17 protein-coding genes are annotated in these 14,750 nt (G+C 64.1%); 5 read left to right on the top strand and 12 right to left on the bottom strand.

Features of this window, described 5'->3' with window-relative positions; translation table 11 throughout:
• Positions 1 to 26: 26 nt before the first annotated feature.
• The 7 genes from kynB to F0P97_RS21100 form a co-directional block, all read right to left on the bottom strand.
• Positions 27 to 659 (bottom strand): arylformamidase, encoded by a 633-nt coding sequence (gene kynB, locus F0P97_RS21130; RefSeq protein ID WP_182283958.1) that lies wholly within the window; start codon positions 657 to 659, stop codon positions 27 to 29.
• 148 nt (positions 660 to 807) lie between these two features.
• Positions 808 to 2,187 (bottom strand): amino acid permease, encoded by a 1,380-nt coding sequence (locus F0P97_RS21125; RefSeq protein ID WP_182283955.1) that lies wholly within the window; start codon positions 2,185 to 2,187, stop codon positions 808 to 810.
• Positions 2,188 to 2,288: 101 nt separating this feature from the next.
• Positions 2,289 to 3,074 carry an AraC family transcriptional regulator gene (locus F0P97_RS21120; protein WP_182283953.1) on the bottom strand — a complete coding sequence of 262 codons (786 nt, stop codon included), beginning with the start codon at positions 3,072 to 3,074 and terminating at the stop codon, positions 2,289 to 2,291.
• Positions 3,075 to 3,101: 27 nt separating this feature from the next.
• Positions 3,102 to 3,716: a LysE family translocator gene (locus F0P97_RS21115; protein WP_182283950.1), complete on the bottom strand. Its 615-nt coding sequence runs from the start codon at positions 3,714 to 3,716 to the stop codon at positions 3,102 to 3,104.
• Positions 3,717 to 3,822: 106 nt separating this feature from the next.
• Positions 3,823 to 4,200, bottom strand: coding sequence for a RidA family protein (locus F0P97_RS21110; protein WP_182283947.1), 378 nt, complete (start codon positions 4,198 to 4,200; stop codon positions 3,823 to 3,825).
• Between the two features lie 8 nt (positions 4,201 to 4,208).
• Positions 4,209 to 5,426: an aromatic amino acid transaminase gene (locus F0P97_RS21105; RefSeq protein ID WP_182283944.1), complete on the bottom strand. Its 1,218-nt coding sequence runs from the start codon at positions 5,424 to 5,426 to the stop codon at positions 4,209 to 4,211.
• Positions 5,427 to 5,474: 48 nt separating this feature from the next.
• Positions 5,475 to 6,872: an amino acid permease gene (locus F0P97_RS21100; protein WP_182283941.1), complete on the bottom strand. Its 1,398-nt coding sequence runs from the start codon at positions 6,870 to 6,872 to the stop codon at positions 5,475 to 5,477.
• A gap of 133 nt (positions 6,873 to 7,005) precedes the next feature.
• On the opposite strand from F0P97_RS21100, the gene F0P97_RS21095 reads away from it, so the two are divergent.
• Together F0P97_RS21095 and F0P97_RS21090 are read left to right on the top strand one after the other, a co-directional pair.
• Entirely contained in the window at positions 7,006 to 7,479 is a 474-nt protein-coding gene (locus tag F0P97_RS21095) for an Lrp/AsnC family transcriptional regulator (RefSeq protein ID WP_182283938.1), read from the top strand.
• Positions 7,480 to 7,663: 184 nt separating this feature from the next.
• On the top strand, positions 7,664 to 8,395 hold the full coding sequence (locus tag F0P97_RS21090; protein WP_182287276.1) for a Stp1/IreP family PP2C-type Ser/Thr phosphatase: 732 nt from the start codon (positions 7,664 to 7,666) through the stop codon (positions 8,393 to 8,395).
• A gap of 22 nt (positions 8,396 to 8,417) precedes the next feature.
• Here F0P97_RS21090 and F0P97_RS21085 read toward each other — a convergent pair whose 3' ends face one another.
• Positions 8,418 to 8,738 (bottom strand): YkgJ family cysteine cluster protein, encoded by a 321-nt coding sequence (locus tag F0P97_RS21085; protein WP_182283935.1) that lies wholly within the window; start codon positions 8,736 to 8,738, stop codon positions 8,418 to 8,420.
• Between the two features lie 259 nt (positions 8,739 to 8,997).
• On the opposite strand from F0P97_RS21085, the gene F0P97_RS21080 reads away from it, so the two are divergent.
• The 3 genes from F0P97_RS21080 to F0P97_RS21070 are packed head-to-tail and all read left to right on the top strand — an operon-like array spanning position 8,998 to position 11,469.
• The gene (locus tag F0P97_RS21080) at positions 8,998 to 9,330 is read left to right on the top strand and encodes a FeoA family protein (protein WP_182283933.1); all 333 of its coding nucleotides are present in this window, start codon (positions 8,998 to 9,000) and stop codon (positions 9,328 to 9,330) included.
• The gene (gene feoB / locus F0P97_RS21075; protein WP_182283931.1) at positions 9,327 to 11,261 is read left to right on the top strand and encodes a ferrous iron transporter B; all 1,935 of its coding nucleotides are present in this window, start codon (positions 9,327 to 9,329) and stop codon (positions 11,259 to 11,261) included. Before F0P97_RS21080 ends, feoB begins: the two co-directional genes overlap by 4 nt.
• A gap of 13 nt (positions 11,262 to 11,274) precedes the next feature.
• On the top strand, positions 11,275 to 11,469 hold the full coding sequence (locus F0P97_RS21070) for a hypothetical protein (RefSeq protein WP_003078625.1): 195 nt from the start codon (positions 11,275 to 11,277) through the stop codon (positions 11,467 to 11,469).
• Positions 11,470 to 11,607: 138 nt separating this feature from the next.
• On the opposite strand, the gene F0P97_RS21065 is transcribed toward F0P97_RS21070, so the two are convergent.
• The 4 genes from F0P97_RS21065 to F0P97_RS21050 all read right to left on the bottom strand — a co-directional run bounded on the left by F0P97_RS21065 (position 11,608) and on the right by F0P97_RS21050 (position 14,707).
• The gene (locus tag F0P97_RS21065) at positions 11,608 to 11,973 is read right to left on the bottom strand and encodes a YkgJ family cysteine cluster protein (protein ID WP_182283930.1); all 366 of its coding nucleotides are present in this window, start codon (positions 11,971 to 11,973) and stop codon (positions 11,608 to 11,610) included.
• A 120-nt stretch (positions 11,974 to 12,093) separates the two neighbouring features.
• Positions 12,094 to 12,357, bottom strand: coding sequence for a hypothetical protein (locus F0P97_RS21060; protein WP_182283928.1), 264 nt, complete (start codon positions 12,355 to 12,357; stop codon positions 12,094 to 12,096).
• 214 nt (positions 12,358 to 12,571) lie between these two features.
• A complete protein-coding gene (gene argF, locus F0P97_RS21055) occupies positions 12,572 to 13,492 on the bottom strand; it encodes an ornithine carbamoyltransferase (RefSeq protein WP_182283926.1) in 921 nt (306 codons plus the stop codon).
• 18 nt (positions 13,493 to 13,510) lie between these two features.
• Positions 13,511 to 14,707, bottom strand: a complete 1,197-nt coding sequence (locus F0P97_RS21050) for an aspartate aminotransferase family protein (RefSeq protein WP_182283924.1) — start codon at positions 14,705 to 14,707, stop codon at positions 13,511 to 13,513.
• Between the last annotated feature and the right edge of the window lie 43 nt (positions 14,708 to 14,750).

Here is a 14,750-nt window from a genome sequence, read left to right as displayed (position 1 = left end):
GGCCCCGCTGCCTCGCGCCAAGCGCCTCAGAGCAGGCTGCGCAACACGGCACGCACCGGCGAGGCATCGGCTTCGGTGAGCTTGAGCGGCAGAGCGATCAGCTCATAGTCGCCTTCGCCGACCTCGTCGAGCACCAGGTTCTCGAGCACGCGCAGGCCGCGCTGGCGGATCACCATATGGCTGTCCAGGCTCTTGCTGGTGGCGGGGTCGATGCTGGCTGTGTCTATGCCGATCAGCCTGACGCCCAGGTCGGCCAGCTTTTGCACGGTCTCGGGGGCATAGGCGGCGAGGTCGGCATCCCAGCCGGTGGGCGCTTTCTCGTAGGTGCGCACTAGCACACGCCCGGGCAGGCCGGCATCGATGGCATGCGCTATGTGACGCCATTCGATCAACGGCCCGCAGCCTATGGCGTGGATCACGCGGCAGGGGCCAAGAAAGGCATCCAGATCGACGGCGCCAATGGCCGCGCCCTGCGCATCGTAGTGCAGGGGCGCATCGGCATGCGCGCCCACATGGGGCGAGAGATGAATGGCGCTGACATTGACCGGGCAGCCCGGGCCAATGCTGGCCACCCATTCCTGGCTATAGGGCGTGTCGCCCGGAAACACCGGTGCGGCAGGATGGATGGCAGGAGAAATATCCCAGATCTGGCGTGTCATGGTGCAACTAGCAATATGTGTATTTCAGCGGGAGCGTGACAAGCAGCGCAGCCTATGTCAGAGACACCGAGCAAGGGCCGCCCCGCAGCGATGGTGTCGTCCCCCTCCCTTGCGAAGCAAGTTAGAGAGGGGGAGGCCGCGAAGCGGCTCAGGGGGCCACCTTCTTCTTCCTATACCAAAGAGCATAGACCAGTACCAGCACGATCAGAAACGGCACGCCCACCAGCACGGTGGTGTGGAACTCCTTGGTAAACAGCGTGGTGATGATCACGCCCGCCATCAGCAGCGCCCCGACCAGGGTCAGCACGGGAAAGCCCCACATGCGGAACTCCAGCTTCTGGCCCGGATGCTCGCGCTGCCAGCGCGGGCGGAAGAACAGATGGGTCACGAACACCATGAACCAGGCAAACATGGCGCCGAACATGGCGATAGACATCATCAGCTCCAGCGACTGCTCGGGCTTGAGCACATTGAGCACCATGGCCACGGCCATGCCCAGGCAGGAGACGGCAATCGCGCCCAGCGGCACGCCGCTTTTGCTGAGCTTGCTCAGCCCCTTGGGGGCATAGCCGCCGCGCGAGAGGCTGAACATCATGCGCGAGGTGACGTAGAGCTGGCTGTTCATGGCCGACAGCGAGGCCAGCAGCACCACGAAGTTGAGCGCCGCAGCCGCGCCGGGGATCTGCAAAATCTCCATCACCTTGACGAAGGGGCTCTTGTCGGTGCCTGCATGGCTCCAGGGCACGACGGCCAGCATCAGGGCCAGCGACAGCAGATAGAACAGCACCAGGCGCAGTACCGTGGTGCGGAAGGCGCGGGTCACGGCCTGCTTGGGGTTCTGGGCCTCGCCGGCAGCAATGGCAATGGATTCCAGGCTCAGATAGCTGAAGATGGCCACGATCACGCCCACCCAGGTGCCCCACCAGCCGTTGGGGAAGAAGCCGCCGTCGACAAAGTAGTTGTCGAAGCCCACGCCCTCGGGGCGCGTGCCGAAGACCACATAGGCCGCAACCAGGATAAAAGCCACGATGGCAATCACCTTGACCATGGAAAACCAGTACTCGACCTGGCCGAAAGCCTTGACGCTGGTGGCATTGACGGCGGCCAGCAGGACCGAGAACAGCGCCACCCAGATCCAGGGGTCCACGGCCGGGAACCAGTAAGCCATGTACTTGCCCACGGCCGTGACCTCCATGCCCACGGCCAGCACCACGGCACCCCAGTAGGCATAGCGCACCACAAAGCCGGCCAGCGGACTGATGTAGTGCTCGGCGTAGGCACCGAAGGAGCCCGAGGTGGGGTGGGCCACGGTCATCTCGGCCAGGCATCCCATGAGCAGCAGGCCGATGAAGGCGCCGATGGCGTAGCTGATGAGCACGCTGGGGCCGGCAAAGCCGATGGCAAAGGCGCTGCCCATGAAGAGGCCTGTGCCGATGGCGCCGCCGATGGCGATCATGGTCATCTGGGCGGAGTTCAGGTGCTGCTGCAAGCCTGTCTCGCGTTGCTGAATACTGTCAAAGTTGGCCATTGCTGACTTGGGCGTGCGAAAAAATCGAAGCGGCAAGTATCCCGCGAATGGTCGGCCAAAGCGGCGTGGCGGCGAATGTCCCTGGCGAAGGAGCTGCCGGCTCAGCGCGGCATCGCGGCGTAGTTGCCGGGGGTCAGCGCATGGTGGGCCTTGAAGGCGCGCTGCATATGGGCCTGGTCGGCAAAGCCCATCTGTTGCGCGACCGAGGCCAGGGGCTCGCCCTGGGCCAGCAGGCGGCGAGCTCCGTTGAGGCGCAGATTGAGCCGGTAGCTGCCGGGAGTCATGCCCGTGGCGGCCTTGAAGCGGCGGATGAAGCGCGTGGCGCTCATGCCGCATTCCTGGGCCAGGGACTGCACGGTGATCCCGGCATCGGGCTCTGCATGCAGGCGCCTCAAAGCGGCTTGGAGTTCGGCACTATTGGCGTGCAAAGGCGCTGCAGCAGGTTCAGCACAGCGGGCCATCAACCGCTCCAATCCCAGGGCCAGTCGCCGCGCCGCGGTCGGTCCGTTGACGGGACGGCACAGGCTGTCCACCAGGCAGGCAATGTTCGCGTCGGCAAGCGCCCGCTGCGCAAAGCGCATCGCGGTGACGCCCAGCCGCGCGTGCAGCCAGTCAGCATCGACGAACAGCATGCGGTAGGCCCAGGGGGCGCCGGGCTCGGGATTGCAGGCATGCCAGGCACCGGGCTCTAGCAGTACTACGCCTCCGGCTTCGATGGGCTGCGGTCCATGCGCATGGTGGAAGACGGTGCAGCCCGCATCGACGATGCCTATCGAATACTCGGCATGCATGTGCAGCCGGAAACAATGTGGCGAAGGTGTGCTCTCTCGCAGCTCGGCCCAGGGGGCGGCTGGGTGGCGGTGAAAGCGGTGTGGCGAGGTAGTCATGGCTGTGTCGGTGAGCGCTGTCGGCCATCATGCCAGCATGGCCGCCACGCTGGCCACCAGCAGCAGGGCCAGCAGCCGGTAAAACCGCCGCTGGCGGAGCGGTGTCTGCAGCCAGCCCGACAGCCACTGGCCCAGCAGCGCCCAGCAGCCCACACCGATCAGGCAGGCCAGCAGTGACATGGTACAGAACTGCCACTGCGCCATGGCCCTATTGGCCTGAGGCAGCACGAACAGGCCGATACCGGCCAGCGCCACCAGCCAGGCCTTGGGGTTGAGGGCCTGGACGGCCACCCCCTGCAGCAGAAGCTGGAGCATGCGGGCCGAATCGTTGTGCCTCTGCGCTTCAGTGACAGGAGTCTCCACGGGCGCATTGGCCAGCCGCCAGGCCAGCCATAGCAGATAGGCGGCGCACAGCCACTCGGCCGCAGTGGACAGGTGCGGCAGGGCTTGCATCAGCCAATGGGCACCCTGGCCCATGGCCCAGACCACAGCGGCATAGCTTCCGCTGGCGCCCAGCACATAGCAGGCACAGGCCAGGCGGGACCTTGCTGCGCCGTGGCGAAGGGCCAGCACGTTGACCGGGCCGGGGGTGATGGCTCCGACGAGGGTGAAGATGCCCATGGCGAGCAGTGAGGAGGACATGAGGATGCGCGCGGACGCGGAACTGCACAAGGGCTGCAGTGTCGCGCGGCGCACCAGCCCTGTATTGAACGCAATTGCGCTCGGCGGGCTGGCATGCCAGTGCTCGTCAGGGTAGCATGGCGTAGGCCACGATTTCGATCTTCATGCCCGGCACGACGAGCGCGGCCACGCCCATGCTGGAGCGGTTGGGGTAGGGGGCATCGAAGAACTCGCGATACACGGCGTCGATCACAGGCATGTCGCCTACCTCGGTCATGTAGATGAGCACCTGTGTCACGTCGGCGAGCGTGCCATTGGCCGCGTGCACGGCTCGGCGCAGGTTGGCAAATGTCAGGCGCGCCTGCTCCGCTATGGTGCCGGTGTCTATGCTTCCGTCCTCGCGCACGGGACCATGGGCCGTGAACAGCATGCTGCCGCCGGCCTTGACGGCCCAGGAGAAGGGCTGCTTGAGTGGCGGCAGGCCTATATCAATCACTTGCTTCATGGCGGACCTCAGGCCAGCACGTGTGCGATGGAGTCGGCCACATGCTGCACATTGGCCCGAGACAGGCCCGACATGCACATCCGGCCCGAGCGGATCAGGTAGACACCGTGCTCCTCACGCAGGCGGTTGACCTGGGGTTCGGGGATGCCGGTGTAGCTGAACATGCCGCGCTGGCTCAGTAGAAAGCCGAAGTCACGGCGCTCGCCGAAGCGCTCGTGCAGCGCTTGCTGCAGCTGGGCGCGCATGTCCTTGATGCGGCCGCGCATCTCTGCCAGCTCCTCGACCCACAACTGGCTGAGCTCGGCAGACTGCAACACCTGCTGCACCAGGCGCGCGCCCTGGGTGGGCGGCGAGGAATAGTTGCGGCGTACCGTGGCCTTGAGCTGGCCCAACACATTGGAGGCCGTGGCCGCGTCGTTGCAGACCACGCTCAGGCCGCCCACGCGTTCGCCGTACAACGAGAAGTTCTTTGAGAACGAATTGGCCACAAAGGCCTGGGCACCGGCAGCAGCCAGAGCGCGCACGGACCAGGCGTCGTCATCGATCCCGTCGCCGAAGCCCTGGTAGGCCATGTCGACAAAGGGGATCAGGCCGCGCCCGACGATCACGGGAATCAGCTGCTGCCACTGCTCGCGTGACAGGTCCACGCCCGTGGGGTTGTGACAGCTCGCATGCAGCAGCACCACGCTGCCCGAGGGGATGCCGCGCAGCGTATCCAGCATGGCATCGAAACGCAGGCCGCCCGTGGCCGGGTCGTAGTAGGGGTAGCTGTGCGTGTGCAGACCTGCACCTTCGAAGATGGCCAGGTGGTTCTCCCAGGTCGGGTCGCTGATCCAGATCTCGGCATCGGGGAAATAGTGCTTGATGAAATCGGCGCCGACCTTGAGCGCGCCAGAGCCACCCAAGGTCTGCAGTGTGGCGATGCGCTTTGCGTGCACGGCCTCGTGGTCGGCACCGAACACCAGGTTCTGCACCAGTTGGCGATACTCGCAAATGCCTTCGATGGGCAGATAGCCGCAGGGGATGATGTGCCCTGCCAGGGCCTGGGCGGCCTGGCGCACGCAGTTGAGCACGGGCAGGCGGCCCTGCTCGTCGAAGTACAGGCCGATGCTCAGGCTGACCTTGTCGGCGCGTGCATCCTGCTGGAAGGCTTCCATCAGCGAGAGTATGGGGTCGCCGGGGTAGGAGGGGACATGGGCGAAAACGGAGGCTGAGGCAGTCGTCATGGTGTTGTTTGCTTGCAGATGAAATCGGATAGAACGGGCGGCTGCGGCCTAGACAATGGTCTGGGCCGCAGTGGCCGCTGCGGTGGGCTTGCGATACCACAGTCCATAGACGGCAGCCAGCAGCAGCAAGAAAGGCACGCCGGTCAGCAGCGTGAGGCGGAATATGTCTGTGAACAGCGTGGACACCAGCGCGGCCAGCATGAGTGCGGCACCGAGCAGTGTCAGCGCCGGGAAGCCCCACATGCGGAAGGCCAGCGGCGCAGCGCCTTGGCGTGCGCGGCGGGTGCGGAAGAACAGGTGGGTCACGAAGATCATGAACCAGGTGAACATGGCTCCGAACATGGACACGGCCATCATCAGCATGAAGGACTGCTCGGGGTTCACGATATTGAACAGCGTGGCCACGGCAATTCCCAGGCAGGACAGCAGCAGCGCTGGCAGGGGCACGCCGCGCGAGTTGACGCGTCCCAGCACGGCGGGCGCATGGCCGGCGCGCGCGAGGCTGAACATCATGCGTGTGGTGATGTAGAGCTGGCTGTTCATGGCCGACAGTGCGGCGACGAGCACCACGAAGTTGATCACGCTGGCCGCGCCCGGGATACCGATGATCTCCATCACCTTTACAAAGGGGCTGCCTTCCTTGCCAGCCGTGGCCCAGGGCACGATGGCCAGCATCAGCGCGATGGTGGTCAGGTAGAAAACCACCAGGCGCACCATGGTGGAGCGAAAGGCACTGGTGACGGCGCGTTGCGGGTCCTTGGCTTCGCCTGCAGCGACGGCGATCATTTCGATGCTCAGGTAGCTAAAGATGGCGATGATCACGCCCACCCAGGTTCCCCAGGCACCGTTGGGGAAGAAGCCACCGTTGTTGACGTAGTTGCCAAAACCCACGCCGGCGGGCCGAGTGCCGAAGACGACCCAGGCGCCGATCAGTATGAAGGCCACGATGGCCACGATCTTTACCAGGGAGAAACTGTACTCCACGGCACCGAAGGCCTTGACACTCATCATGTTCACGCCTATCAGCAGGGCCGAGAACAGTACCACCCAGGTCCAGCGCGGCACTTCGGGGAACCAGTAGCCCATGTACAGGCCTATGGCCGTCACCTCGGTGCCCACGGCCAGCACCACGGCTGCCCAGTAGGCATAGCGCACGAGAAAGCCGGCGATGGGCGCGATGTAGTGCTCTGCATAGGCGCCGAACGAGCCAGAGGTCGGGTGGGCCACGGTCATCTCGGCCAGGCAGCCCATGAGCAACAGCGAGATCACGGCGCCGACGGCATAGCTGATGAGCACGCTAGGCCCGGCAAAGCCTATGGCGAAGCCGCTGCCCAGGAACAGGCCGGTGCCGACGGCACCGCCGATGGCGATCATGGTCATCTGTCCTGCGGACAGTTGTTGCTTGAGTCCAGACTCTCGCTGGACGATTTCCTCAAAGGCCGGCATGGGTGTCTCCGTGGTGGTTTTGGCTTTGGAGAGCCATGCTATTTGCCGGCTTGTGGGATGATTTAATGGTTATCCATAAACTTCTATTAAATTGGATAATTAATTTAATTGTTAAAGATGAATGAGTGTTTTTATGCAAGGTGAGCTTGACAAGACCGACCGTTTGCTGGTCCACGCGCTGCAGGACAACGCACGGCTGACTTCCGGCGAGCTGGCGCAGCGAGTCAATCTGTCGCAGTCGCCTTCATGGCGGCGCATCAAGCATCTCGAGGACGAGGGCGTGATCACCGGCTATCACGCTGCGCTGGACCGGCGGGCCGTGGGCTTTGGCGTGCTGGCCTTTGTGATGGTGGCGATCGATCACCAGAACGAAGAGTCGTCGCTGAACTTCGAGAAGGCCGTGTGCGCTATTCCCGAGGTGGTGATGTTCCACGGCATCTCGGGTCCCGAGGACTTTTTGCTGGTCATCGTGGCCCGCGATCTCGATGCTTATTCGGACCTGCTGCAACGCAAGCTGCACCGCCTGCCGGGCGTGCGCCAGGTGCACACGCATTTCTCGCTGCAGGAGTTCAAGGGGCGCATAGGAGGCCTGCCGGTGCCGCTGTGAGAGACGTTTCGGGCCTAGGAGCACGTAAGGCTTCGCGCAGCCTAAAATATGGGAATATTCTGATGTCTGGTCTGCCATTGGCTGCGCTACGCTTGAGGGCTGACACTATTTTTCGTCGTCCCCTGATTCTCAGATGTCCCTAGCTGCCCCCCCCGGTTCTTCCAGCGTGTGGCCCGCCGTGCGCATGGTGGCCCGTGCCGATATTGGCCAGCAGCGCCTCAATAACGAGGACGCCGTTGGCATCCATCCCCAGCTTCAGCCATGGCCTGCTGCCGTGTTGGCCGATGGCATGGGCGGCTATAACGCGGGCGAGGTGGCCAGTACCATGGCGGTGGACCTGATTGCGGCGGCAGTACAGCACTGCTCCGATAGTGAGGATTCGCCGGATCTGGTTGCCAAGGAGTTGGCCGACGCCCTGCACATGGCCAATACGGCCATCTATGCTGCCGCGCAATCCACGCCCGGCTACAGTGGCATGGGCACCACGGTGGTGGTCGCCCTCGTGCTGGCACGTGAGGTGCTGATCGCGCATCTGGGCGACTCCAGGGCCTACGCCTGGCGTGCCGGTCGGCTGCAGCGCCTGACGCGGGATCACTCCCTGGTACAGCAGGATATCGATGCAGGCCTGATCACCGAGGCAGATGCCAAGACCTCTCGCTACGGTCATCTGGTGACAAGAGCGCTGGGTGTGATGCCCCAGGTGGAGCCCGAGCTCAGTCACTGGCTGCTGCAGCAGGGAGATCGCATTTTGCTGTGTTCGGACGGCCTGACCGATATGCTGAGCGACGCCAGTCTTGAATCCCTGTTCGAGGAAAACCTGCCGCTGGCGCGATTGAAGGAGGCCTTGATCGAAGCGGCCAACGCCGCGGGCGGCAAGGACAATATCGGTGTGGTGCTGATCGAGCAGGACGCCTGATCCCCGGATCTGGCGGGAACTCTTAGATCAGACCGCTTTCCAGCTGAGGCAGATTGTGGCGCTGGCGCACGCGGTTGCAGGCGTCCGAACCCGCAGCAAATTCCCGGCAAGGGGAAGGGCGCCATTCATAGATGCCGCAGTATGCCTTCTCTCCGACCTTGCCCACCAGGGCGGCGCAACGCGGCCTGGCCCAGTCCGTGCCGCGCATGCGACAGGTGTAGTCGGTGACTTCCTCAATCAGTCCTGCAGGGACGCTGCCCCCATGCTCCTGGGACTCGTGTACGGAAAAATCGACACGAAAGGACGCGCAGCAGGCGCCGCAGCTGAGGCAGGGATGGGTCATGGCAGGGGCGCAATACTTCCGGTGAGGGGTGAGATTTTCGCAGCTGTGCAAGCCCTTTGCGCGCGCTGGGCTGCAGATTTGTCAACCGCCTTGCGCAATACCCGCCCAAAAATCCATGCTGCTGGTGTCAATTCGCCACCGCTGTCCCCCAATCGCCTACAGTAAATGGAAAATGAGAATCAAAATCAATTAATAATGCGCTATGAGTTCTTTGCAGTCCCCCTCGGCGAGGTCTGAGGCAGTGTCAGTTACTTCGTCCATGAATGCTCTTTCTGTTCAAGCGTCTGAATCCGGCGTGCAATCTTGCGGCGCAGCGGCCACGGCCGCAGCCAGCGCACCGGTGATGGGCCTGGATCAGCTGGTGGTGAATCAGCCGGCCCGGGTGGTGGATCTGGCTTCCTGCGAAGGCGAGGATGAAAGCCTGCTGCTCAGACTCATGGAAATCGGCTTTCTGCCCGGTGAGTCCGTGCGCATCGTGGCCACCGGCTTTCCCGGCCCCGATCCGTTGGCCGTGCGCATAGGTCAGGCGACATTTGCGCTGCGTCGCCATGAGGCGGCCCAGGTGCTGGTGCAACTGGAGGCCGCAGCATGAACGCGCGCGAATCCCAGATCACCATGATGAGCCCTCAGGCCGCGGAGCAGGCGCCCTTGCGCGCCGCGTTGCTGGGCAACCCGAACTGCGGCAAGACGGCGCTGTTCAATCTGCTGACCGGCGCCCGCCAGAAGGTGGCCAACTACGCGGGCGTGACCGTGGAGCGCAAGGAAGGCTGGCTGAGCACGCCCGGCAAGCGCCGCGTGCGCGTGCTGGACCTGCCTGGCACCTACAGCCTGGATGCGCACAGCGAGGACGAGCGCATCACGCGCGACATCGTCAAGGGCCAGCATCCGCGCGAAGCTCCGCCCGAGCTGCTGGTCTGCGTGACCGATGCCACCCATCTGCGCCTGAACCTGCGCCTGGTGCTGGAGGCACGCGCCCTGGGTCTGCCCATGGTGGTGGTGCTCAATATGAGCGATATGGCGCGTCGCCAGGGATTGGTCATCGACAAGGCCCGGCTCAGCGAGCTGCTGGGCGTGCCCGTGGTGGAGAGCGTGGGCGTGCATCTGTCCGGTGCCAGGGATCTGCTGGCCTGGCTGGACAGCGAGCAGGCCAGGCAGCTCAAGGCTCCGACGCTCGAAGGCCAGTTCAAGCCCGTGACGGGCAGCAACTCGCGCGCCCAGCTGCTGGCCCTGCATCAGCAGGTGGCCGAGATCATGCGCCTGACCGTGCAGGAGCCCGCAGCTCCCACGCAGCGTGACGATCGCATCGATTCCGTGGTGCTGCACCCGCTGTGGGGTACTCTGCTGTTGGTGGTGACGCTGTTCCTGATGTTCCAGGCCGTGTTCAGCTGGGCCGAGCCCCTGATGGACGGCATCGAAGGCCTGGTCAGCGACTTCGGCCAGTGGGTGCATGGCGTGATGCCCGATGGCGTGCTGCGCAGCCTGCTGGTCGACGGCGTGATCGCCGGCACCGGCTCGGTGGTGGTCTTTCTGCCGCAGATCCTGATTCTGTTCTTCTTCATCCTGGTGCTGGAAGACTCGGGTTATCTGCCGCGCGCCGCGTTTTTGCTGGACCGCATCATGGGCAGCGTGGGCCTGTCCGGACGCTCCTTCATTCCGCTGCTGTCCAGCTTTGCCTGCGCCGTGCCCGGCATCATGGCCACGCGTTCGATCTCCAGCTGGCGCGACCGTCTGCTGACCATCATGATCGCGCCGCTGATGACCTGCTCGGCACGCCTGCCCGTGTACACGCTGTTGATCGGTGCCTTCATCCCCGAGCAGACCGTGGCCGGCTTCTTCAATCTGCAGGGTCTGGTGCTGTTTGCCCTCTATGTGGGCGGCATTGCCAGCGCCATGGCCGTGGCCTGGGTGGGCAAGCTGGCCACCAAGGTCAAGACCCGCACGCCGCTGCTGATGGAGCTGCCTTCCTACCGCATCCCCAGCCTGCGCAGCCTGGTGCTGGGCCTGTACGAGCGGGCCATGATCTTCCTGCGCCGCGTCGGCGGCATCATCCTGACCGTCAGCATCGTGCTGTGGTTCCTCTCCAGCTACCCCGGCGCTCCCGAGGGCGTGACCGAAGGTGCGATTCGCTACAGCTTCGCGGGCCAGATCGGCCGTGCGCTGGAAGTGGTGCTGGCGCCCATCGGCTTCAACTGGCAGATCGCGATTGCGCTGGTGCCCGGCATGGCCGCGCGCGAGGTGGCTGTGGGGGCGCTCGGTACGGTGTATGCGCTGTCGGCCGTGGGCGACGATGCCATGGCCCAGCAGCTGAGCCCGCTGATCGCCAGCAGCTGGTCGATGGCGACCGCGCTGTCGCTGCTGGTCTGGTTTGTGTTTGCGCCCCAGTGCATCTCCACGCTGGCCATGGTCAAGCGCGAAACCAATGGCTGGCGTTATCCCCTGCTGATGGCCGGCTATCTGTTTGGTCTGGCCTATCTGGCCAGCTTCGTGACCTATCGCGTCGCCGTGGCCCTGGGCTGGGGCTGAGAAAGGATTGTCTATGTGGCAGGAACTGATAGTGGGCGCCATCGTCCTGGTGGCCGCCGTGTCGCTGACCTGGCGTTTCATGCCCGCCGGTCTGCGCCGCAGGCTGACGCGGGTTCATCCTTCGCTGGCGCCGGCGGCCAAGAGCGGCAGCTGTGGAGGTTGCAGCGCCTGTGGCGGCGATAGCTGCTCGGATACGCGCAAGGCTTGAGGTGGTACCGACCTTGCATAAAAACATAGCTGCCTGCGCTTGTCATATCTGCATTTCAGATGCTTTTGTATCTGAAATGCTTAAGTGGCAAGCGCAGGCAGCTTTTTATTTGATAGCACCTGTTGGTTTGTCGAAAGCTCAGGCGGCTTCCAGCCAGGGCTGGACTTCCTCGACGCTGAGTGCCGACAGGCCGAACTTCTCGCGCGTGTCGTGGCAGCCGTAGGAGGCAAACGGGAAGTCGCGGCAGGGGCGCGAGCGCTGTTCGTAGATGCCGCAGCCTATGCAGCCCGCGCCCACCTCGGGCAGCTCGCGCAGCGCCACGCAGCGCACCGGGTGGCGCTCCGTGCCGTTCATGCGCGCGCGGTTGCCCTTGCCGGGCACCTCATGGGCCAGCTCATCGGGGACGGTGCCGCCCATGGATTGCAGCTCGTAGATGGAAAACTCCACGCGGTAGTTCTGGCAGCAGACGCCGCAGCGCAGGCAGGGGTGGACGGATTCGGACATGGTGTTTCTTCAAGGGTTCAGGCATCGGGGTCGCGCCGTCCTCCTCGGGCGAGGACGGCTTGTGAGGGAGCGAGGGAGACCGGTGCGCAGGCTTGCCTGCGGCTTCCGGTGCCTGGGTCACTAGGTGTGGCCTTGAAGAAACTTCAGATAGAAGGTGTGGATGCGTACATAAAGCGCACGCACGCGCGCAGCAAAGGATTTGCGCGGGCCGAAGACGGATGGCACGCGCGTGTGGCGTGCCATATGCGGCTGGCGCAGTGCCAGCAGGCCGCCGCGCTGGCCGTAGCGGGCATCGCCCTGGGCGGGGCGCAGCGGAAACAGAAACACCGCCAGCTGGCGCAGGGCCCGCTGGCGGTGTGGGGATGTGATGTGGCTCAGGTGCATGGGTGTGGTGGTATGCAGATGAGCCCGGACGCGGCGAATCAGCCTGGCTGGCGGCCCAGCAGCAGGTACTCCATGAGAGCCTTTTGCACATGCATGCGATTTTGGCTATGGCACGCGGCATGCTGCCGCTTCACACCCGCGAAGCGGGTATGAGCCTGCGCCTGAATCGCATGCGGGCTCTGGCGAGCCGCCGCGTGGACCGATGTCTGCGCCATCAGTCCACGCGGCCCAGCAAAAGGTACTCCATGAGAGCCTTTTGCACATGCATGCGATTCTCGGCCTCGTCCCAGACCACGGATTGGGGGCCGTCGATGACTTCGGCCTCCACTTCCTCGCCGCGGTGGGCAGGCAGGCAGTGCATGAACAGGGCGTCGGCCTTGGCAGAGGCCATCATCTCGGCATCCACGCACCAGTCGGCAAAAGCCTTTTTGCGCGCTTCGTTCTCGGCCTCGTAGCCCATGCTGGTCCACACATCGGTGGTGACCAGGTCGGCACCCTTGCAGGCTTCGAGAGGGTCCTTGAATACCTTGTAGCAGCCGGGGTTGACGGGCTTGCCGTTGAATGCCAGCTGTTCGTCCACCTCGTAGCCGCCGGGCGTGCTGACATGGACCGTGAAGCCCAGCAGATCGGCGGCCTGCAGCCAGGTGTTGGCCATGTTGTTGCCGTCGCCCACCCAGGCCACCACCTTGCCCTTGATCGAGCCGCGGTGCTCGATGAAGGTGAAGATGTCGGCCAGGATCTGGCAGGGGTGGAACTCGTTGGTCAGACCGTTGATGACGGGCACGCGCGAGTACTGGGCAAAGCGCTCAATCTTGTCCTGGCCGAAGGTGCGGATCATGACCAGGTCGGTCATGCGGCTGATGACGCGTGCGCTGTCCTCGATGGGCTCGGAACGGCCCAACTGGCTGTCGCCCGTGGTCAGATGCACCACGGAGCCGCCTAGCTGGTACATGCCGGCCTCGAAGCTCACACGCGTGCGCGTGCTGGCCTTCTCGAAGATCATGGCCATGGTGCGGTCGGTCAGCGTGTGGTGCTTTTCGTAGCCCTTGAATTTCTTCTTGATCAGGGCTGCACGTTCCAGCAGGTAGTCGTATTCGTCGGCGGTGAAGTCGCTAAATTGCAGGTAATGCTTCATGCGGAATTCCTTGGAGGATCAGGCAGCCAGAATGGCTTGAACCAGGGGCTTGAGCCTGGCGACGATTTCATCGGCTTCGGGCTTGCTCAGGATCAGCGGCGGCACCAGGCGAATCACGGTGTCAGCGGTCACGCTCAGCAGCAGGCCGGCTTCTGCGGCCTGGCCAATCAGCTCGCCACAGGGCTTGGTCAGCTCCACGCCAATCATCAGACCCTGTCCGCGCACTTCGACAAAGCCTTCGAGGCTGCCCAGTTCAGCCTGCAGTTTAGCCTTCAGATATTCGCCCACTTCAGTGGTGTGAGCCAGCAGACCATCTTCTTCCATGATGCGGATGGTTTCCACGCCGGCGCGCATGGACAGCGGGTTGCCACCAAAAGTGGAGCCATGGTTGCCGGCCTTGAGCACTTCGGCAGCCGCCTTGTGCGCCACCACGGCACCCACGGGCACGCCAGAGCCCAGGCCCTTGGCCAGGGTCATCACATCGGGGGTGATGCCGGCCCACTGGTGGGCAAACCACTTGCCGGTGCGGCCCATGCCGGCCTGCACCTCGTCCATGATCAGCAGCCAGCCCTTGGCATCGCACAGCTCGCGCACCTTCTTCAGATAGTCGGCGCGCATGGGATGCAGACCGCCTTCGCCCTGGATGGGCTCCATCATGATGGCGACGATGTTGGGATTGCCTTCGGTCGCGTCGATCAGGGCTTCGTAGTCATTGGGGGCGATGCGGGTGAAGCCGGCGAGCAGATCGCCAAAGCCGTTGCGTACCTTGGGGTTGGCCGTGGCGCTCATGGTGGCGATGGAGCGGCCGTGGAAAGCATGGTCATAGACCACGATCTCGGGCTTGGCAATGCCCTTGTCCACGCCGTACTTGCGGGCGATCTTGATCGCCGCCTCGTTGGCTTCCAGGCCGGTGTTGCAGAAGAACACATTGGTCATGCCCGAGCGCTCGGTCAGCAGCTTGGCCAGAGTCTCCTGGCCGGGCACATGGTAGTAGTTGCTGGTGTGGATCAGCTTGGCCACCTGCTCTTGCAGCGCGGGCACCAGCTTGGGGTGGTTGTGCCCCAGGGTGTTGACGGCAATGCCGCCCAGCGCGTCCAGGTATTCCTTGCCGTTCACGTCCCAAACGCGGCAGCCCTGGCCGCGCTCCAGCGCGATGGGTACGCGGCCGTAAGTGGGCATAACGTGGGGCGAAGCTGCCTCGATGAAAGCGGTCATTGCAAGAATCTCCTGAGAAGGAAGGTCAATGGCGCACGGCGGC

The sequence above is a fragment of the Comamonas testosteroni genome, from assembly GCF_014076415.1.
GTDB classification, from domain to species: domain Bacteria; phylum Pseudomonadota; class Gammaproteobacteria; order Burkholderiales; family Burkholderiaceae_C; genus Comamonas; species Comamonas testosteroni_F.
The sequence above is the reverse complement of the archived record's forward strand: the minus strand, read 5'-3'. Positions and strand labels throughout refer to the sequence as shown.